The organism is Candidatus Melainabacteria bacterium, assembly GCA_016193285.1.
In the GTDB taxonomy this organism is placed as follows: Bacteria; Cyanobacteriota; Vampirovibrionia; order 2-02-FULL-35-15; family 2-02-FULL-35-15; genus JACPSL01.
This window is the reverse complement of the sequence record JACPSL010000011.1, coordinates 37,671-57,915: the sequence shown is the minus strand read 5'-3', so window position 1 is coordinate 57,915 and position 20,245 is coordinate 37,671. Positions and strand designations below refer to the sequence as shown.

Annotated in this window: 15 protein-coding genes and 1 tRNA gene; 9 read left to right on the top strand and 7 right to left on the bottom strand. The window is 33.5% G+C overall.

The window, feature by feature from the left end:
* Positions 1-192: 192 nt before the first annotated feature.
* Positions 193-513 (top strand): hypothetical protein, encoded by a 321-nt coding sequence (locus HYY52_02580; protein MBI2995576.1) that lies wholly within the window; start codon positions 193-195, stop codon positions 511-513.
* Positions 514-568: 55 nt separating this feature from the next.
* Here the strand turns inward: HYY52_02580 and HYY52_02575 are convergent, their stop codons facing one another.
* Positions 569-1,873, bottom strand: a complete 1,305-nt coding sequence (locus HYY52_02575; GenBank protein MBI2995575.1) for a type II secretion system F family protein — start codon at positions 1,871-1,873, stop codon at positions 569-571.
* A gap of 445 nt (positions 1,874-2,318) precedes the next feature.
* On the opposite strand from HYY52_02575, the gene recJ reads away from it, so the two are divergent.
* The 5 genes from recJ (at position 2,319) to HYY52_02550 (ending at position 10,038) form a co-directional block, all read left to right on the top strand.
* Entirely contained in the window at positions 2,319-4,121 is a 1,803-nt protein-coding gene (gene recJ, locus HYY52_02570; protein ID MBI2995574.1) for a single-stranded-DNA-specific exonuclease RecJ, read from the top strand.
* A 20-nt stretch (positions 4,122-4,141) separates the two neighbouring features.
* Positions 4,142-4,690, top strand: coding sequence for an adenine phosphoribosyltransferase (gene apt / locus HYY52_02565; protein MBI2995573.1), 549 nt, complete (start codon positions 4,142-4,144; stop codon positions 4,688-4,690).
* A gap of 128 nt (positions 4,691-4,818) precedes the next feature.
* Positions 4,819-8,625, top strand: coding sequence for a hypothetical protein (locus HYY52_02560; protein ID MBI2995572.1), 3,807 nt, complete (start codon positions 4,819-4,821; stop codon positions 8,623-8,625).
* Between the two features lie 27 nt (positions 8,626-8,652).
* On the top strand, positions 8,653-9,297 hold the full coding sequence (locus HYY52_02555) for a hypothetical protein (GenBank protein ID MBI2995571.1): 645 nt from the start codon (positions 8,653-8,655) through the stop codon (positions 9,295-9,297).
* A 114-nt stretch (positions 9,298-9,411) separates the two neighbouring features.
* Positions 9,412-10,038 carry a hypothetical protein gene (locus tag HYY52_02550; GenBank protein ID MBI2995570.1) on the top strand — a complete coding sequence of 209 codons (627 nt, stop codon included), beginning with the start codon at positions 9,412-9,414 and terminating at the stop codon, positions 10,036-10,038.
* 113 nt (positions 10,039-10,151) lie between these two features.
* Here the strand turns inward: HYY52_02550 and HYY52_02545 are convergent.
* The 4 genes from HYY52_02545 to lpdA form a co-directional block, all read right to left on the bottom strand.
* Positions 10,152-10,224, bottom strand: a tRNA-Phe gene (locus HYY52_02545).
* A 32-nt stretch (positions 10,225-10,256) separates the two neighbouring features.
* On the bottom strand, positions 10,257-10,724 hold the full coding sequence (locus HYY52_02540; protein MBI2995569.1) for a hypothetical protein: 468 nt from the start codon (positions 10,722-10,724) through the stop codon (positions 10,257-10,259).
* A gap of 102 nt (positions 10,725-10,826) precedes the next feature.
* A complete protein-coding gene (locus HYY52_02535) occupies positions 10,827-11,891 on the bottom strand; it encodes a glycosyltransferase family 9 protein (protein MBI2995568.1) in 1,065 nt (354 codons plus the stop codon).
* A complete protein-coding gene (gene lpdA / locus HYY52_02530) occupies positions 11,884-13,281 on the bottom strand; it encodes a dihydrolipoyl dehydrogenase (GenBank protein ID MBI2995567.1) in 1,398 nt (465 codons plus the stop codon). Before lpdA ends, HYY52_02535 begins: the two co-directional genes overlap by 8 nt.
* A gap of 482 nt (positions 13,282-13,763) precedes the next feature.
* Between lpdA and dnaN the strand changes: the two genes are divergently transcribed.
* From dnaN to HYY52_02515, 3 genes are read left to right on the top strand one after another with little or no spacing between them, the layout of a single operon-like run.
* The gene (dnaN, locus tag HYY52_02525; GenBank protein MBI2995566.1) at positions 13,764-14,894 is read left to right on the top strand and encodes a DNA polymerase III subunit beta; all 1,131 of its coding nucleotides are present in this window, start codon (positions 13,764-13,766) and stop codon (positions 14,892-14,894) included.
* Between the two features lie 10 nt (positions 14,895-14,904).
* Positions 14,905-16,254, top strand: a complete 1,350-nt coding sequence (locus tag HYY52_02520; protein ID MBI2995565.1) for a UDP-N-acetylmuramoyl-tripeptide--D-alanyl-D-alanine ligase — start codon at positions 14,905-14,907, stop codon at positions 16,252-16,254.
* A complete protein-coding gene (locus HYY52_02515; protein MBI2995564.1) occupies positions 16,251-17,573 on the top strand; it encodes a glucose-6-phosphate isomerase in 1,323 nt (440 codons plus the stop codon). The genes HYY52_02520 and HYY52_02515 overlap by 4 nt, the downstream gene beginning before the upstream one ends.
* Here HYY52_02515 and hisF read toward each other — a convergent pair.
* Together hisF and aspS are read right to left on the bottom strand one after the other, a co-directional pair.
* Positions 17,556-18,320 carry an imidazole glycerol phosphate synthase subunit HisF gene (gene hisF / locus HYY52_02510; GenBank protein ID MBI2995563.1) on the bottom strand — a complete coding sequence of 255 codons (765 nt, stop codon included), beginning with the start codon at positions 18,318-18,320 and terminating at the stop codon, positions 17,556-17,558. The genes HYY52_02515 and hisF overlap by 18 nt on opposite strands.
* Before the next feature lie 59 nt (positions 18,321-18,379).
* Positions 18,380-20,197, bottom strand: coding sequence for an aspartate--tRNA ligase (gene aspS / locus HYY52_02505; GenBank protein ID MBI2995562.1), 1,818 nt, complete (start codon positions 20,195-20,197; stop codon positions 18,380-18,382).
* Positions 20,198-20,245 lie beyond the last annotated feature (48 nt).

Below are 20,245 nucleotides of genomic sequence, written 5' to 3'. Positions count from 1 at the left end.
ATATGCATCTTTACAACAAGTTCAAGAGTAGTAATGATAAAGATAAATTTCTTTTAATGTTGCTTGTTAAGTTCTACCAATTTAGTGATTTAGCCTGAATTATCGTGAAGATTAATTTTTTTTTATCTGATTTACGAGTTTATAGTATTCAAAATTCTATCTAAACCAGATATTATTGAGTTAAATACACTCATGCGATCACAACCTAAAAAAGACATAGCCACAACAAAAGCACTGGATCATGCTTTAATAGACTCTCTTTACAAAGACCTAACTAAAGAACTAAATGAGTTAATTAAAGAATTAAATAACTCCTGTAAGATTGGTGCATTTGGAGCAATGGCTACTTTATCAAGTAAAATTTCAGAAATTGCAGCTGACTTAAAAAAACTCCAGCACTTACCAAACATGCTTACAAATCCTTTCGTAATGGCTGATCCAAGAAATATCCTGGATGAGATAAGTAAGAAGTATTCTAGAAAAAGACCAAAGACTAAAGACCAAAGACAATAGACTATAGACTATAGACCTTCTTGTAGCCTATGGTCTGTGGTCTATGGTCTATGGTCTATTTAATCTGTGATATCACAGTAAATATTGGCAAGTACATCCCAACTACAATTGCACCAACAAGGCCACCAAGTGTAACTATCATAAGTGGTTCAAGAAGCGAGGTTAGTGCTTCAACTGCAGTGCTTACTTCAACATCATAAAAGTCAGCAACTTTTTCTAACATATTTTCAAGTTGTCCTGTCTCTTCACCAATTGCAACCATTTGAGTAACCATTGGCGGGAATATTTTACTTTCACTCATTGGACCATTAATAGTCCCACCTTCCTGAACTCTTTGTTGTACTGCTTCAATTGCTTTTGCAAGTACTGCATTGTCAGCAGAATCTTTAACCACATCCAATGCAGTAACTATTGGAACACCACTTTTTGTCAAGGTTCCAAATGTCCTGGTAAACCTTGCTACTGCAACCTTCTTTAAAATATCACCCATAACAGGGGTTCCTAAAAGAGCAAGGTCAATTGTAAATTTCCCTTCTGTTGTACCATACCACTTTTTTAAACCCCATACAGAACCTGCAATTATTGCAATTACAGCTAACATATACCATGATCTTAAAAATTCACTTATTGTAATCAAGAATCTTGTGTAAGCCGGGAGCTCACTACCAAGCGATGTAAAAAGCCCAGAAAAAGTTGGAAGCACCAAAGTCAACATTGCATAAAAAACACCAACTGCAATTAACATAACAACAATAGGATAAGTCATGGCTGACTTAACTTGCTGAGTAAGTCTGCTCCTTTCTTCCATAAATAAAGCTAAACGATTTAATACCTGATCTAAAACACCACCTGCTTCGCCTGCTTTTACCATTGAGATATACAAACGATCAAAAATTTTAGAATGCTTTTCTAATGCATCTGAAAGAGTACTACCTTGTTCAATATCATATCTTACTTGCTCTAATACTTTTTTTAGTCTTGGATTTTGAGTCTGGTCAGTCATAACAGTAAGAGCTCTAAGCATTGCAACGCCAGCTTCAACCATTGAAGCAAATTGTCTGGAAAAAATGACCATATCTTTTAAAGAAATTGGCTGATACTTGGTTAAAAACTCTTTCAAGAAATCTTTTTCTTTTATACTTTCTTTCTTTACTGGTTCTTGTTCTTTCACAGCTTCCACATTAGCAAACGGCAATTCACTTGCTTCTTTTGTTTCTTCTTTATCAATTTGTTTAATATCAAGGACCCACAAGCCTTCTTGTTTTAATGTTGCTCTAGCATTATCAACACTACTAGCTAAAATTGAAGATTCTTTTAGTTCACCTTTATTATTTCGTGCTTTATAAGTAAATGTTGACATAAGAAAAAATTGAGAATTGATAGTTAAGGATTTTGTTCCTTCTTAATTATAGTCTTTACTGTAACCAGAGGTTACAAAAACATAAAGATTTAGGATTTCCTGGATTGAAATTTACAAACAACCAAAAATATATTTCAAGTGTACTTAAAATATTTGGCGTTGCATGTTTTACTCCGTTTGGACAATTCGTCCTAAACATCAGAGAAGAATTTGTACATCTCTCATTTAAAACTTTTATATACCTGGGGTTTACTCTTCTACTAGCTTACTTTGGTATGATACTTATATTAAAAGGTTCTGAACATCTAATCGAAAGGACAGAAAGAAAATGGATATCCAATTAGTGTTAATAATTGTGGTACTGTGCGTAGCTTTATCTATACCAATAATCTTATTAAACACCTTAGGTAAAAGAGGGAACAAATCTTAAATTAATTAATTTAAAATGAAATATAAATGGCTTATAAAAGAACACAGAGAAATTACAAAAGAGTTTCTAATTGAAAAGTTACTCTCAAATAGAGGAATAAATTCACAAGAAAAAGCAAAAGCTTATTTAGATCCAAAGTTTTATAAAGAATCACTATCTGAAGAAATTCCAGATTTAATAAAAGCAAAAGACAGAATTGTAGAAGCTATAAACAAAAAAGAAAAAATTACAATCTTTGGTGACTATGACGTGGACGGTGTTACTGCTACATCTTGTCTTTTAATTACACTTAAAGAATTTACAAACAATGTGGATTTTTATATGCCAAACAGACTAACAGAAGGATATGGATTAAATTTAGATGCTGTAAAAAAAATTGCTGAGACGAATGGCCATTCATCCCTACTAGTCACATGTGATTGTGGAATTACAAACCATAAAGAAATCGAATTTGCAAATTCTCTAGGATTAGATGTAATTGTTACTGATCATCATTCACTGCCAGAAATTCTTCCGTCTGCTTATGCAGTTTTAAATCCAAAACTCCTGCCACAAGATCACAAGCTCCACTGGTTACCAGGAGTTGGAGTAGCTTATAAGCTTGCACAAGTTATCTTAGAAGAACGAAACGGCGATGGGGCGAAAGGGCGAATCGGCGAAGAAGAGCTACTTGATCTTGTTTGTCTTGGTATGATAGCTGATCTTGCTCCACTTGTAGATGAGAATAGATACTTAGTTCAAATCGGGCTCCCTAAATTAGCAAGCACAAAAAAAGTTGGATTGCAAGAGTTACTTAAGATATGTGGATTCATGAATAAACGCGGTCAGGGTGTGGTAAACCACGCCCCTACAACTGATCATATTGGTTTTGGAATTGCACCAAGAATAAATGCAATAGGAAGACTTGCTGATGCAAGTCTTGCAGTAAAACTTTTAACTACTAACAACTCTCTTGAAGCAGCTAGAATTGCTTTTGAACTTGATACTCAAAACAAACAAAGACAGTCTCTTTGTGAAGAGACATTAAAAGAAGCAATGGAAATGATTAGCAATCAGCAATCAGCAGTCAGCACTCAGCTCGATAAGTGTATTGTACTAGCTAAAGAAAGCTGGCACCATGGTGTAATTGGAATTGTTGCTTCAAGGATAGTTGAAAAATATAATTTACCAACAATTTTAATTGCAATAGATAAAGACCAAAACATTGCACGTGGTTCTGGAAGAAGTACAGAACATTTAAATATTATTGAAGCTATTACTTCTTGCTCTACTCATCTTGAAAAGTTTGGTGGCCATAAACTAGCTTGTGGCTTAAGTATAAAACCTGAAAATATAAATAATTTTATCTTTGATTTTAAAAACCATGTAAATAATTTGCTCTTTGACTCAAATATGGAACCAATACTAAAAATTGACTTTGAACTTCCACTTATAAATTTAAACTTAAAGCTAATGAGTGAAATATACAAACTGTCTCCTTTTGGGTTAGGTAATCCTATCCCTGTTTTTGTAAGTGAAGAAGTTGAGATTGTAAACATTAGAAATATTGGTAAGAACGGGCAGCATTTGAAACTAACAATCGAACCGGCGAATCGGCGAATCGGGGATGGGGCAAATAAATACATTAGTAGACTTGAAGCCTTAATTTGGAATCACAACAATAAGGCTGACTTTAATATTGGAGACAAGGTAAAACTTGCTTACACTCCAAAGTTAAATTTTTATAACAGTGAGATCTTTATCCAACTTGAAGTAAAGGACTGGTATGTTATGGAAAAAAGTAAAGAAAAAGAGATGCAGGCAGAAGCCCTAGTATAATGAAACGCGAGGTATAAATTATGCCAGCAAAAGAAATTGATAAAAAATTGCCAGAATTAATTAAGTCAAAAATTAGAGATATTGAAGACTTCCCAAGAGAAGGTATTGTATTTAAAGATATTACTACTGTACTTAAAGATCCTGAAGCATTTAAGCATTCAATTGATCTTTTATCAAAATATTTTGAAAAACAAAAAATAGATTACATTGCAGGAATTGAAGCAAGAGGATTTATTTTTGGCAGTGCACTTGCTTATAAAATGGAGAAGGGATTTATACCAATTAGAAAACCTGGGAAACTTCCTTCAAAAACTGAGAGAGTATCATATGATCTTGAATACGGAAAAGACAGTCTTGAAATTCATGTGGACGCAATAGAGCCCGGGAAGAGGGTTTTAATTGTAGATGATCTTTTAGCAACTGGCGGTACAGCAGAAGCTGCAGTAAAACTAGTTAAAAAAATCAGCGGAATTATAGTAGGGATAGCATTTGTAGTAGAATTAGGATTTTTAAGCGGTAGAAAGAAATTGCCAGAGGACTGCAAGATAACGACTTTAATTAGTTTCTAACAAAATAGTGAAACTCCTAAGTGAAGGTTTTAATTAAGATTAAATTTATTTAATCTTTAACCTTATAACAATTCAAACCAGATACCTTTGTACTATTTAGAAAGTACTAATATTCTTTATTAATATTTATGACTGACTCGATAAGACAAGCAGGAACTCAATCTCAGCCCTTATTAGGGCAGGCGGCCCAGCAAGCATCTGTTCAGTCTATAGAAATTGAAAAACTTCAAGAGAAACTTAAAGAAAGAATTAAATATTTAGGTGAAAGAGTAAATGGAGCAAACAGGAACTTACAAAACACACAAAAAGAATGTAACAACTGTGGCTTTTGGGCAAAAGTATCTGGTTTAACTTCTACATTAAAAAAGCAATTAGAAAATGACAGAAGAACCAGAGAGCAACTTACTGAGCAAAGAAATAAACTTCTAGAAACTCAAAGACAAGTTACAGAGCTAGTAAAGCAAGGTAACTTTAGCCAAGCAAAAGCTCTAATAGAAAATAAACAACAAGAATCCAGACAACAAACAATACAAGTAGGAAAACAAGCAATCCAGAATTTACAAGAAGCTAACAAAGGTATTGAAAGTGCTGATAAGTTTCTTTCAAGAACAGAGACAGCTTTAAAAGTAACTAGAAATACAGCAATAATCGTAGGAGCAACAGTAGCAACAGGTGGAGCAGCAGGAGCTATTGCAGCAGCTGGTTATGGAACTGCAGCAGTAGCAGCAGGAGCAATTGCAGCTGGAACAACAGCAGGAACTACTATTGGTGCAGTAAGTAACGCTGGAGAAGCAACACTTCATGTTGCTTATGGAAATAAAACTATTGGACAAGCTGCTTCAGATGCAGCAGGTCAGACAATGCAGGATGCAAAGAGTTCACTTGTTGCTTCAGTAGGTACTGTTACTGGAATGGGAGCAGGCAACGTAGTAGGAGGCGTTGCTGGAAAGGCTTTGTCAAGCGGTGCTACAAAACTAGTTCAAGGCAGCACTGCTGGTTTAACTAATGCTGCTGTGTCTACTACTGTCAACACAAAAGAAACAATAGAAGCTAGGATAAAAGCTGAACAAGAATTTAATTCCCTTTATAGTGAACAGACAAAAAACATGTCTCAAGAAAAAATTGATGAGCTAAGACAAAATTTTTTACAACAAAGAGGACTAACAACAGAACAAATAATAGGACATGGAGCAGTTAATCTAGGAGTAGGACTTGTTTCAGGTGGGCAAGGAGCGACAGCTAGTGCCATGAGAGCGGCTACAAAAAGTATAGTTAAAAAAGCAGGAATAACAGCAGCTGAAGCAACAACCTTAGCAGCAACTGGTATTGGTGCAGCATATGCAAGAGACGGTAAAGTAAGCTTTGAAGCAGCAGCACAAGAAATTTCAGGTGCAGCAATAGGAAGTACAGTTGGAAGTGTATCCACTACTCAAAGAAATAATAAGGCACCTCTGTCTACTCAACAGCCATCTCAATCTGCTACTTCTAAACAAACTACTACAATTCCACACGAACAACTACCTCAGGCAATTAGAGAAAGTAATGCATTTAAATATGCAAATGGAAACACTCGTGCTGATCATACTAATACCAATAAAACTCAAAGAAGTGTGGTGGTTGAAGTGGATAACAACTTACCAGGCAGTTCAAGACCACAAGCAGAAGTAGTAGTAGATCCAAAAACTAGAAACAGAACTACAAAAATAAGACTTGATCAAGAAACATACCAAAGACTGCAAAGTGGGGATGAAAAAGCACTTCAAAGTTTTCAACATGAATTAAGACATGCAAATAGAAGTAGTCCTGTAGATGTCCATGTAAGAGATGGTAGTGGGAACACAACTAGAACAAGAAGTGCAAGAGAATATGTGGCTTTAAGAGCTCTTGAAGAATTTCAAGTAAGAGCCGGAAGAGGAACAGGACAAAGTCCTAACAATCCCAGTGTACAACATACAAGAGAAATGCAAAGACTAATAAGTGAAGGAGATCACATTGGTGCAATAAGATATGCAAGACAAAATGGAATTACTCCAAGTGACTTAAGAAACTATGGTAGTAACTATGCTACTAATAAAATAAATCCTAATCAGATCGTACAAAGAGGAAATAGTAGTACTGAAGAAGAACTTAATACAGGCAAATTAAGTGACTTAGCTAATGAAATAGAAAACGCGTTAGCTGATCAACTACTAAAAGACGGAGAAAATTTTTTGAATCTTCTAAGCAGACTTAAAGATCGTGGCAAGGCATTGTCATCTGTTGAAGCTTTTAGGGAAGCTGCGATTAAGGAAAATCTTGATCCATTTACTGCAAGAGAAAGATTAATCAAATTCTTGGAATCAAATTCAAGGCAAGACATGGCTAAACAGCTTGATGAATCTCTAAGTTCTTTGCACGCCATCCGCATAGGTAAAAATGGAGAAGTGCGTAAAGCTGGTCTAACTACAAAAGATGTAATAGCAGTTATTGATGACCAACTAGCACCAATATCTGCATTTGAAATTAAAAAAATGATAGATTCATATCCTCCTGAAATGCGAGGGCCAGCACTTAATGCATTAAAAAGACTAACTCAATTTGCGAATATTGAAAGTCTGGATTCTTTGAATAACAAACTTTTAAGAATGGTTCAAGACAGCTTCGAAATTTATACTGATAGGCATCCTTCATTAGCTACTAACCTTTTATACTACAGAAAGAAAGGTACTTTTAGCAATGAGTTACCAATTACAAAATTAGAAAATTTAGAAAGTTGGGGTTTGCCTCGTAACGGTAAAAAACCAGCACTCTTAATAGATGAACCTACTCTAAAACGTCTTGAGAATGACCCAGAGTTTGCACAATTTTTACAAAAGCAAGGTGTTTTACTAATTATTCCAGAAGGATGGTTCTCTGGAATAAACCCCTTCAATCAACATGAAAATATTAAGGGTAAGTTAGACAAGGTTTTAAAAAGAGCAGAGGAAATTCATCTTCAAAATGCAGTAGATATGGATAGAGCAATAGCTCAAGCTATTAATGAACCGGTACGCCAAAGATTACAAAAGCTAGGATTTAATGTAGATAAAGTTCAAACTTTAAGACAAGATTTAGACTTTAAAGCTTCTAATCCCGACGAAATAGCTTCCCGACTTTCTCCAAAAAGAATGACTGAAACAGAATTAGATAAACTCCTCTTAAAAATAATTCCGGAAGGGCATAGGAATTTTAAACCATATGTTCTTGAACTATTAGCCCATGATGCAAATATTTTTAGTACAAGAAGATTATCGTTAGCAGCAAAAGAACAACATTCTAAAGTACTTGAAATTGCAAAAGAAAAATCAGTTGACCCAAAAGATATTTTATATTTTATTCCTGAAACAAACAAAAGCTTTGGTTTAGCTACTATGCAATATTGTATTGTAAACAATATAAATCCTAAACAAGTGATTACTAGAGTAGAACAAATGCGTAATGCCAAGGGTAAGCCTAAAATGGTTGTTGTTTTAGATGATAATTCACTAAGTGGTACTACTCTAGCAACTGTATATAATGGATTACGAAACGTGAGCAAAGTTAACTGTCCTATAGTAATATCTCCAACAATAGCAACTACAGAATCACAAAGGAGATTTAATGACTTTAGTAAAGATACAAATCTATACTTTATACCCCACCAAGTTGTAGTACCATTTAGAGAATCAGCTTATTACAAATCATTAAACCAAAATCAACAAAGAATGTTTGATAGCTTAATGGGGGGTGAAAAAAGTTTTGGCTTTGGATTAAATGGGTATGGAAAAACTGCTTCAAATATAGCACTACCTCATATGGCACCAAATAACAATAATGCTTTCTTTAATAAGGTTATTGCACCTTTCCTTGTAGTTAATCCAGAAGCAGTTAAAAAAGATTCAACCTGGAAAGCACCATGGTCACGGAAAGCAAAATAAAGTTAGAATAATTAAGGGAGAAATTAAATGAAACTTGACGGTACAGAAAGAAAAGTAGTAAGAGAACTTCAAGCCAATACAAGGCATGTTGGAGAAGTTGCTTCTGATGAAACTAATACTTCTCTTGCAGAACTAAAAAAATTAATTCTACAATTAAAACAAGCATCAAGCATTGATAAAGCTGTTCAACTTCTACAAACTACACCAGACATTAAAGAGTTAACTGCTTTGCTTTACTCCTATAAGGGATACTTTTTGCTTGTTGGTTTAAAAATGCATACTGATGAAGTAGTTGAAAAATTAAAGTACGTTAATGATTTAGAGATCAATTCAGCACCAAGATTAATTGAATATGTAGAACTTAATGATTTTGAGAGTGTAATCATTACTAACTTTCAAAATTGTGAGGCAATACCAATACCATTTGAAGAACACTTCAAGGATAAAGCCCAATTACCACATGATATAAAAGAACAATTTTTAAGTGATATGGAAGCTTTAGTTACTAACAATGTAATACATCCTTGTGCTTTATCAGGTCCATCAAGCTGGTTGGTAAATCCTCAGACAGGGCAAATTTTGCTCTGGGAGTGGGGTAGACTAGAAGAGCTTCAAGACAGTAAAAAAGATGAAACGCTACAAACAATTAAAGAATTCTTAAGATTAGACTAATTTGGTTTTTTGTAGGAAATTAGGTTCAATCCATAGGTACAGAATTTAAGTTAGTATATTAAATTAATATAAAGCTTTTAGGACTGGAAATTATTTGATCCTATCATATTAAGAATGGTTATCTTAGTATCTGATGCTTTAAACCCATCTAAAGGATTATATTTCCATAGTAGCTACAGTCATGGTGCAGACAGTGATTTTTCTAGTGAGTGGAGAGTGGCTAAATGGAGAGTAGGATTCTTGGGACGCTTTAGAGATTACAGATATAGGCAGTATGATGAAAAGTATGGAAAAGGTAATTGGCAAATAGCATGGCAACTTGGTAGAAAAATAGTACCTTTCGAAACTGCTGCTTTCGTTTATGGGGAAGCTTATTATAAGTATATGTTAGTTCATCCTGAAATTGTTAATTATCTAACAACTAATGCTCGTGATGTCTATGATAATAGTAAAAGCAATGTCGATTCTGGTACAGATTACAAAATACAAGAGTCAAATTCTAATCATCTTCAAGATATTTCAATAAGAAGAGCTATAGCAAGAATGGGGTTGACGTTTAAAGGAGAGAAATTAATTCAAGTAAGAGGTAAGTCAAAAGACCAGGTAGGTAAATCTCTTCAGCCGGGAAAAACACCTTTTCATAAACCAGAACTAATTGCTCAACACATAGATGGTTGGTGGGAAAAAGATAGCATTGAAGATTTCTATCAAGGCAACAAAATTCTCATAGCTAAATTATAGTTTAAAACCTAATCAAAAAAAATAAATCAGGTCTAACCCTTTTGTTTTCTTAAAAAATATTTGTCCAGTTAAAAATTGCAAACTACCTTTCCTCTTTTCTGATTCTCTGGAATTGCCGCGAGGCAGAATTGAACTGCCCACACAAGGATTTTCAGTCCTCTGCTCTACCAACTGAGCTATCGCGGCAGAAGATTACACATCAAACAAAAATACTTATATCATATATTTAGATATAAAGGTGTCCTAATGTAACCATCATCGCCAAAGTCTAGAATATAAGATTTATACTTACCCACACGATGCTCAACTAGCCCTACCATGGGGTTAAATTTTTCTTTTGGGCCACCTTTATCTTCAACTACATAAACTAGGTATTGGTTCTCAACTTTTCCCTTACTTAGATTCTGCGGGTATCTAGTGACTACAATAAATGTTGCAACATCATTATCTCCAAGATCTGTATCCCTATACCCTGCAACTTCCCCTATATACAAAGGTGTGCCTTTTGGAGCATTAAGATTATATTCAAAACAAATTTTTGTCGGCTTCTCTCCAGTACTTGAAGGCTTGAATATCTTTTTCAAAGTTTGTGGCGAAGTAAGTTCCAGCTCCTCTAAATTATCACCTACCCATCTAACTTTTGGATTACCTTTCACCGAACTAGCTCTCTGAATACTTCCAACCATTCTTTAAACTCCTTCTGTGATTGCTTTTCACTTTAAGATTAAAAATTTATCAGGAAAAATACTCTTAACAAATAAATCTTATAAACTTTGTATCTAAGCTAATTAACTATACATCATACTAACTTCATTCAAAACAATTCCAGGCCTTAACAACTTCATACAACTTAAATGAGTACACTTAACTTTTACATCACATGGCTGGCATGGAAGAAGTTGTTTTAATCTTACAGGAGCTACACTCTTACCAATTGGTAGCCATTTTTCTGGCCTTGTTGGCCCATATAAAACATAAGTAGAAATACCACTAGCTGCTGCAAGATGCGCATTCCCAGAGTCTACACAAATAGCTATATCTAAACCTTGATAAATTACAAAACATTCTCTAAGATTTGTTAGTCCACATAAGTCAAGGATCTTAAACTTATTTTTATTTTCACACCACTTTAAAATATCAAGGTAATTTTTTTTATCAATTTCTGCTCCAGTAAAAACAAATTGAGCTTCTGAGTTTTCATATAAATTATCCATAAGTTTTGCAAAATATCTTTTTGCCCAGGCTTTGTAAGGATGTGCACTTGTAGCATGAATTAATACTTTTGGTTTAAAGGGATTAAGTCTAAGTAAGAAGCCTTTTGATTTTATAATTTCTTTTTCTTCTGGAAATATTTCAGGACTATATTCCCTGGGTTCTATGCCAAGTGGTTTTAAGCAGTTTAAAAAATTATCTGATTCATGAAGACTTTTGTCATACTTAACACTATGAGTTAATAAAAAAGTCCTAAACTCTGTACTAAATCCAATCCTATATTTTGCACCAGTTAAAGCTGCTAAAAGCGCACTAGAAAAAGATCGCTTTAGTACAAAGGCAAGATCATAATTTTCTTTTCTAAAATTCATCACACATTCATAAAATGATTTAATCTCCTTTGTTTCTCCTTTTTCATATTTATGGAATTCATTACTACCAAAATAAATTACATTGCTTATACAAGGATTGTTCTCTAAAAGTTCACCACTATTAGGTGAAACTAAAACATCAATTTGAGAATTTGGAAAATTCTCTCTTACATTTTTTATAAAAGGAATAGTTAAAACAGTATCCCCAATAAAGCGATAACGGACAATTAAAATCTTTTTTATTTTTTCTCTATCAATATTACTAAACATGTATTGCCTGGCCTAAACAATCTTCTAATGCTTCTAGTACAGCCTCTGAGTAAGTTGGATGAGCATGAATCGAGCTTGTAATCTGATCTACTATTAAGCCATTTTGCATAGCAACTACTAATTCATGAATAAGACTCGATGCTTCAGGGCCAATTATGTGAGCACCTAATATTTTTTTTGTTCTTTCATCCATTAGAATCTTTACAATACCTTCAGTAAGTCCACTTGTTTTTGCTTTTCCACTTGCTAAGAATGAAAACTTGCCTGCCTTATAACTAATCCTGCTTTTTTTTAAAGCCTCTTCTGTACTTCCTACAAAAGCAACTTCTGGATATCCAAAAATACAAGAAGGAATAAAGTCTCCACTAAATTTCTTTTTCTTCCCTAGGATATTTTCTGCAGTTATTCTTGCCTGGAAACTTGCAGTATGAGCAAGCTGTGGATAATTTGTAACATCTCCAATAGCCCATATATTTTTCTTAACAGTCTCTAAGTATTCATTAACTTTTACAAAAGCTCCCCTTTCAAGTTCTACGCCAACTTCTTCAAGTCCTAAATCTTGAGTATTTGGTGTTCTTCCAACTGCAACTAATACTTGATCAAATGCTTGGATTTCTTTTTGATTATTTACAGTATTTAACAACTCTACAAAAACTTTGTTCTCTTTTTTTTCAAGAAACCTAGACGCAAGATTTGATTTTAGAATAATATTTCTTTTTTTTAAGCTCCTTGATAAGTTTTCTGAAATCTCTTTATCTAGTACTGGACAAATTGTTTCTTCTATTTCAATCAAGGTGACTTTTGAACCTAAGGCAGAAAATATTCTTGCAAACTCAATTCCTATTGGCCCCGATCCAACTATCAACAGAGTCTCTGGAACCTTTGGAATATTCCAAATATCATTGCTTGAAACTATTCCAGTCTTATCAAACACAAAGCCTTGTAGCATTTTTGGTCTTGAGCCCGTAGCAATTATAATCTCATCTACTTCTATTTCTTCAACTTTGTCTTCTGATTTTATTAAAACTTTTCTGTCTTTTGTAATTCTTGCACTTCCAGAAATAAACTTTATATTTTTCTTTTTAAATAATTTTTCTAACCCTTGAGCAAGCTGTTTTATTATTTCTAATTGATAACTAACTAAGTTTTGAATATTTATCTTATTAGTTGTATTAACCTCATTAAATATTTTTTTCTTTTTAGATGCTTCATTAAAATGTTCAAATAAGCTTATATGATCCAGTAGTACTTTTGTCGGTATACAACCAATATTTAAGCAAGTACCACCAATATATTCTTTATCAATTACTGTAACTTCACATGCATTTGCTAGCTTCATAGCAGCATGATAACCACCAGGACCTGCACCAATAATTGCTACTTTTTTCATTCGTTATTTCTCACCGCCCTCCTTGCTCATTCTTCGCTCATCGGGCTTTGCAAAGTACTCCTGAGTTGCCTCTCTTTCCATTTTACAGGTTTTGCCAAACAAGTTGGACAAAACCTTTCTTCGCAAGTTAGTCAAATTAAACTCATTTACATGCAGCTCGGCAGTAACTTTCACCAATAAATCATAACGTCTCCCTGTCAATTGCTTTACTAAAAGTTGAAAGGATCTACATCTTAGATTGTAAATAAAACCTAGATTTCTTAGTTATAGAGAAATACGTGTAAGTAAATAAAAAAATATTAAACAGTTTATTTACATAGTCATTGATAATTTCTGTAGCAGTTCTTTAATTACTTACAATTAATTAATATCAGCTAGCTCTACTATTCAAATTTAAAATATAGAACAGTAAAGACTAGAATAAGAAAGAACACTCTAGGTGGATTGACTGTTATAAAATAAGGGGAAGACAGGAGAGAATCATGGATATTGATGTTAAAACGGATTTTTTAAGAAGAGTAGTATCTTGTGCAACAAGAGCTGCATCATCAAAAGCAATTCAACCAATTTTAAATAACATCTTACTTAAATGTTCTAGTGGCTCCTTAACTGTCTTAGCAACAGACTTAGATCTTGCAATAGAATGCAAATTACCTGCAGAAGTAAGCAGACCTGGTGAGATAACATTACCTGCAAAAAAATTAGATGAAATTGTAAGCAAAGCACCTGGTGAGAATATAAAGATATCTATAGATGAAAATAATATTGCAAAAATATTTAGCAATAAAGCTAAGTTCAGTATGAGCGCATCACCACCGGAAGAATTCCCTAATATAATTCAAAAACAAGAACAAGCTGAATTGTTAAAAATTAATCTCAGTGAGTTCTTTAGAGCTCTTTCACTGACATCTTTTGCTATATCAAGGTTTGAAAATGCAAGTATTTTATCTGGAGGTAAGTTCAGCATAGAAAATGGGGAATTTGAACTTGGTGCAGCAGATGGCAGTAGACTAGCAAGGTATATTGGAAAACTTGAACCTCACTCACTAAATTTAAAAGAGTCTGTAGTTATACCAAGCAGGGCATTAATTGAACTTGAAAAATTAATAGCAACGTTTAAAGAAGGAGATGAATTTGTGTGGTTTAATTTGCTCCCTGGGCAAATAATTTTTCAAAATAGTGATTTCTCTCTAAGCACTAGATTACTTAATGGAGTCTTCCCATCATATGATAAGTTAATTCCTAAGGAACAGCCAAATAAAGCAATGTTTTCAAGGACACTTTTACTTAGTTCACTTGAGAGAGTTGCAATACTTTCAAATGACAGGACAAGTGTTGTAAAAATGCTAATTGAAAAGGACGGGAAAACTGCACAACTAAGTGCTAACTCTCCAGATTATGGGAATGCCACAGATGAAATTGATGTTAATTACACAGGGGCAAATATTGAGATAGCATTTAACTACAGGTACTTAACAGAAATACTTAGAAACTTAGATGTAGAAAGTGTCTTATTAGAACTTGATACAGCACTCTCTCCAATTTTACTAAGGCTACATAAAGAAGCAACTTACAACTACACATACCTCATAATGCCAGTAGAGATGAGATAAAATAACATCAATGCTTGCACAATTTGAGATAAAAGAACTTGAAACTCTTTTTTCATTTAATTCAAATATAAAGAATAAAAATACAAAATTTTCTATTTGTACAGACTCAAGAAACATAAAAGAGAATCAAATTTTTCTTCCACTTATAGGTGAAAAATTTGATGGACATGATTTTATTAATAGTGTTTCATGGGCGTTTTGTGAAAGAGATAAGATTTACAAAGTAAAAGAAGAACACAGATCAAATTTAATTCTTGTAAAAAACACATTAGATACTTATCACTTACTTGCAAATTATTATAGGAATAAGGTTAATCCTAAAGTTATAGCTATTACTGGTAGTTCTGGTAAAACGACAGTAAAAGAATTAATTTCAGAAGTTCTTTCTACTAAATTTAGAGTACATAAAACAGAAGCAAATTTTAACAATGAAATAGGTGTCCCAAAAACAATTTTAGAGATGTCACTTGGTACTGAGGTGCTTGTCTTGGAACTTGCAATGAGAAAGGAAGGAGAAATTAAATACTTGGCCAAGACAACAGAACCAGATATTGCATTAATTACAAATATTGGTACTGCACATATTGGAAGGTTAGGAAGTATTAAATCAATTCTAAAAGCTAAGTGTGAAATATTAGAATACTTAAAAAGAGACGGCTTAGCAGTATTATTTAATGATTCTAGATTAGTTCAATTTGTACATGAAGTCTGGAGATGGAAAACAGCTACTTTTGATTTAAGCCAGGCAAAAAACATAAGTTATGAGAATGGAAAAACATATTTTGAGCTTGATGTAAAAAGTGCTGCAAGTGAAAAATATTATGTAAATGCTTTAGGAAAGACTCATGTCTTAAATTCCTTAAGTGCAATTTTGATTGGAAAATATTTAAGTCTTTTACCTTCTGAAATTCAAGAAGGCCTTGCTTCTTTTGAACTTCCCAAGTCAAGAGGGAATGTAATTGAACTACCAGAAGATATTTATATAATTGATGAATCTTATAATGCAAATCCTGACTCTTTAAAAACAGCAGTAGAAAATATGACTGAGTGTTGGAATAGTGAATTTAAAAAGGTTTTAGTGCTTGGTGAATTAGCAGAGCTGGGTGCTTTTGAAGATCCATTGATAGATGATCTAGCAAAATGGCTATTACAAAGGCCAATAAGCTGTGTGATAACAATAGGGGAAAGGTTAAAAGAAATAAAGTTTGCTACTAATGTTAAAGATATAAATGGATGTTGTGATATCTTAAAAGGGTTACTGGAGCCCAAGACAGTAGTGCTTGTTAAAGGCTCTCATATAGCAGGATTAGAAAAAGTTGTAGAATGTTTTCAAAAAACCAGGGTATTTAGTAAACAATGAACCGGCAAAGAATAAGAATAGATTTAACTAATTATTTTAATATTGAATCAGGGGCGAATTTTAAAAGTTGCCAAGATAAGGTTTTTAATATAATTGCTAACCTTTACAGTTCAAAATCAGATCCTCAAGCTATGGCAGGCTGGCTAAATCTTCCATGCGATTTAAAAATGTTTGAAGAGATAAATAATTTTGTTCAAGGAATTTTATCTAGTGAAAGATATGAACATCTTTTAGTGTTGGGTATTGGTGGAAGTAGTCTTGGTGCTCAGGCAATAATTGAAGGTTTAAATACGCCGCTTTGGAACAGGCTTTCAAAAGGAAAAAGGAAAGAATTTTTAACAGTGGATTTTATAGACAATCTTGATCCTGTTATTATTCGAACTATTTTAAGCAGATTAAAACTAAACAAAACCTTGTTTGTTGTTGCTTCAAAAGGTGGAAGCACAGTTGAAACAATTATTCCTATGCTGGTTATAAAAAAGTGGTTACAAGAGGAGGCCTGTGATTTTTATAAGCAATGTGTTTTTGTTACAACAGAAAATAAGGGTTTATTATTTGATATTGGGAAAAGAAATTCAGTAACAATGTTTTTTATCCCTGAAAATATTGGTGGAAGATATTCTGTGTTTTCACCAGTTGGGCTTTTACCAATAGCACTTTGTGGGGTTGATATTAATGAGATTAGAGCTGGAATTTTAGAAGCAGATAATTTATGCAAGCTTCAAGACTTAAAATTAAACCTTGCAGCAAGTATTGCACTTTGTGCTTATTTTTCATATGTAGCGAATAAAACCATTTTTGTTTTAATGCCTTACTCTACTTGTTTAAAACGTTTTGTAGACTGGTTTATACAGCTTTGGGCAGAATCACTTGGAAAATCAAGAAGAGGATCAACACCACTTGGTGCAATTGGAGCAACAGATCAACACTCTCAAATCCAGATGTTTAATGAAGGACAAAATGATAAGTTAGTATGTTTTGTAAAAATAAACAAGCATAAAAGAGATTTAACAATTCCTGATTTTTCAAGCGAATCACAAGAGTTTAAGCTATATGCAGATCATAAAATTGGAGAAGTTTTAAATATAGAACTTGATGCTACAAGACGTGCACTGACTGAAAATGAAAGACCAAATTTTACGATTACACTTCCTGAGCTTGATGAATACTACCTTGCCAAGCTTATGTATATTTTTGAAGTAGCAACAGCAGCAACTGGAAACCTGTTAGGTGTGAATCCATTTAACCAGCCTGGGGTTGAACTAGCTAAGAAATATACAAGAGAAGCTTTAAACTTAACACTATGTTCTAACAACTAATCTTTCTCTCTCCATCTCCTTCTTGATCTCTTTAATTGAAACGTTTTTGTAGTGTAATATTGAAGCCAGTAAAGCTGCATCACAGTTAGTTTTCTTAAATATTTCAACTATATGTTTTATTTCACCTGCCCCACCAGATGCAATTACTGGGACATTTACAGTTTCTACAATTTGTTTTGTAAGTTCAATATCGTATCCAGCTTTTGTACCATCAGCATCCATACTTGTAAGTAATATTTCACCTGCTCCAAGGCTTACTGCTTTTTTTGCCCAAAGAATTGCATCAAGACTAGTGTTTTCACGGCCACCTTTGATGTATACTTCCCATTTTTTAGCTGATTGCTGGATTTTTTTTGCATCAATTGCAAGAACGATACATTGTGATCCAAATAGTTTTGCCCCTTCTTTTATAAGATCTGGATTTTTAACTGCTGAAGTATTAATTGTAATTTTATCTGCACCAGCACGTAAGATGTCTCTCATTTGATCTGTTGTACTTATTCCACCACCAACAGTAAAAGGTATGAAAACCTCTCCAGCAACAGCTTCTACTATTTCAATAATTGTTTTTCTATTTTCATGACTTGCAGTAATGTCTAAGAAACAAAGTTCATCCGCACCTTCATTGTTATAGTATTTTGCAAGCTCAACTGGATTGCCTGCATCTTTTAGGTCTAAAAACTTAGTGCCTTTTACAACACGACTATCTTTTATGTCTAAGCAAGGAATTATTCGTTTAGCCAGCATGTAATGTAACTCACTCCAAAATTTAAGTAGCCTCGAATAAGTTCAAAATCCTTTCTTTTTTATTTTTGCTCCATCACCCTTATACTAAGCTCTTTTAATTGTTTTTCGTTTATTTCGCTTGGTGCATCAGTAAGTGGACAAATTGCAGTTTGAGTTTTTGGAAAGGCAATAACATCACGAATAGATTTATTTCCTGTAAGTAGCATAACAAGCCTGTCTAATCCAAGTGCAAGTCCACCATGTGGTGGTGCGCCAAGACTTAATGCATCAAGTAAAAATCCAAACTTATCTTTTGCAACAGTTTCATCAAGTCCTAAAATTTTAAATATCTTGCTTTGAAGTTCAACATTGTGGATTCTAATACTGCCTCCCCCAATTTCAACACCATTGTAAATAATGTCATATGCAGCAGCTTTTGCTTTTAGGGGATCTGAATCTAAGTGGTGGATGTCTTCAGGCTTTGGTGAAGTAAAAGGATGATTAACTGAGTTTAATCTTTTTTCTACTTGATCATATTCAAATAATGGAAAGTTTACTATCCATACTAAGGAGTGATTATTTTTATTAATTAAATTAAGTGTTTCTCCAAGATAAAGTCTAAGTTTTCCAAGTGCTTGTGCAACAATTTTTGGTTTGTCTGCAATGAAAAGTAATGTATCGCCTGGTTTTACATCCCCTCTTTTTTTAATTTCATTTAGCTCTTCATCTTTAAAGAACTTTACTATTGGTGAACTCATGGAGCCATCAGATTTAAATGTAATCCATGCAAGTCCTTTTGCACCAAAATCTTTAGACATTACAAGTGCTTTTAAGTTATCCATTTCAGATCTTGAATAGGCTGAAATGCCTGAAACACAAAGGCATTTAGTTTCTCCGCCTGATTTTACAATTTCACTGAAAGACTTAAACTCGCTTTTTGCCATGACGTCAGTTAAATCAATAAACTCAAGACCAAATCTTAAGTCTGGTTTATCAGAACCATAAAGTGCTATTGCCTTGTCATAATCTATCCTTTGAAATGGTTTTGAAATTTTAATTCCACTAGCTTCAAATGCACTAACTAAGATTTCTTCAGTAGCACTAATAACATCTTCCATATCAATAAATGACATTTCAATATCTACTTGTGTAAACTCTGGTTGTCTGTCTGCTCTTAAATCTTCATCTCTAAAACATCTTGCAATTTGATAATATTTTGGGAAGCCACTTATCATAAAAAGCTGTTTAAAAAGTTGTGGTGACTGAGGAAGAGCAAAAAATTTCCCTGCTTGTACTCTACTTGGAACTAAGTAGTCACGTGCTCCTTCAGGAGTAGCTTTTGTAAGTATTGGAGTTTCAAGTTCATAAAAACCTAGTTTATTTAGTTTTGATCTTATTGCTTGTGTGACTTTATGTCTAAGCACAAAAGTCTTTTGCATTTTTTCTCTACGTAGATCTAAGAACCTATATTTTAATCTTACGTTTTCATCTACATCTTCAGCTTGGTCAAGCATAAAAGGCAGAGGCTTGGATTTATTTAAAAGTTCAATTTCTTGCGGGTACATTTCAACTGTACCAGTGGGTAGATCTTTATTCTCTGTGTCTTTTGGCCTTTTTGAAACAGAGCCTTTTACAATGATTACAAATTCATTTCGTAAGCCTTCAAAAACTTTGTGGACATTTTTGTTTTTTAATGGGTCAGCAACAATCTGAAATCTACCTGTATGATCCCTAAGCTCGATAAAAATAATTCCACCAAGATCTCGAGCGGTATCTACCCAGCCTGCTAAAGTAATTGTCTTACTGATGTCTGATTCTTTAACTTCGCCACAAAAGTGTGTACGTTTTAAATGCGGAGTGCTTGTTGCTGAATGCTGAATGCTTGTTTCTATTGACATAGACTTTGATATTTTAGCGTATTCTTCAAGTAAGCTGGTTTTTAGTTG

Bases quoted from the DNA above. Each gene is read 5' to 3' on its own strand.
- HYY52_02580 (MBI2995576.1), top strand. From the start codon at position 193: ATGCGATCACAACCTAAAAAAGACATAGCCACAACAAAAGCACTGGAT.
- HYY52_02575 (MBI2995575.1), bottom strand. From the start codon at position 1,873: ATGTCAACATTTACTTATAAAGCACGAAATAATAAAGGTGAACTAAAA.
- recJ (MBI2995574.1), top strand. From the start codon at position 2,319: ATGAAATATAAATGGCTTATAAAAGAACACAGAGAAATTACAAAAGAG.
- apt (MBI2995573.1), top strand. From the start codon at position 4,142: ATGCCAGCAAAAGAAATTGATAAAAAATTGCCAGAATTAATTAAGTCA.
- HYY52_02560 (MBI2995572.1), top strand. From the start codon at position 4,819: ATGACTGACTCGATAAGACAAGCAGGAACTCAATCTCAGCCCTTATTA.
- HYY52_02555 (MBI2995571.1), top strand. From the start codon at position 8,653: ATGAAACTTGACGGTACAGAAAGAAAAGTAGTAAGAGAACTTCAAGCC.
- HYY52_02550 (MBI2995570.1), top strand. From the start codon at position 9,412: ATGGTTATCTTAGTATCTGATGCTTTAAACCCATCTAAAGGATTATAT.
- HYY52_02540 (MBI2995569.1), bottom strand. From the start codon at position 10,724: ATGGTTGGAAGTATTCAGAGAGCTAGTTCGGTGAAAGGTAATCCAAAA.
- HYY52_02535 (MBI2995568.1), bottom strand. From the start codon at position 11,891: ATGTTTAGTAATATTGATAGAGAAAAAATAAAAAAGATTTTAATTGTC.
- lpdA (MBI2995567.1), bottom strand. From the start codon at position 13,281: ATGAAAAAAGTAGCAATTATTGGTGCAGGTCCTGGTGGTTATCATGCT.
- dnaN (MBI2995566.1), top strand. From the start codon at position 13,764: ATGGATATTGATGTTAAAACGGATTTTTTAAGAAGAGTAGTATCTTGT.
- HYY52_02520 (MBI2995565.1), top strand. From the start codon at position 14,905: ATGCTTGCACAATTTGAGATAAAAGAACTTGAAACTCTTTTTTCATTT.
- HYY52_02515 (MBI2995564.1), top strand. From the start codon at position 16,251: ATGAACCGGCAAAGAATAAGAATAGATTTAACTAATTATTTTAATATT.
- hisF (MBI2995563.1), bottom strand. From the start codon at position 18,320: ATGCTGGCTAAACGAATAATTCCTTGCTTAGACATAAAAGATAGTCGT.
- aspS (MBI2995562.1), bottom strand. From the start codon at position 20,197: ATGTCAATAGAAACAAGCATTCAGCATTCAGCAACAAGCACTCCGCAT.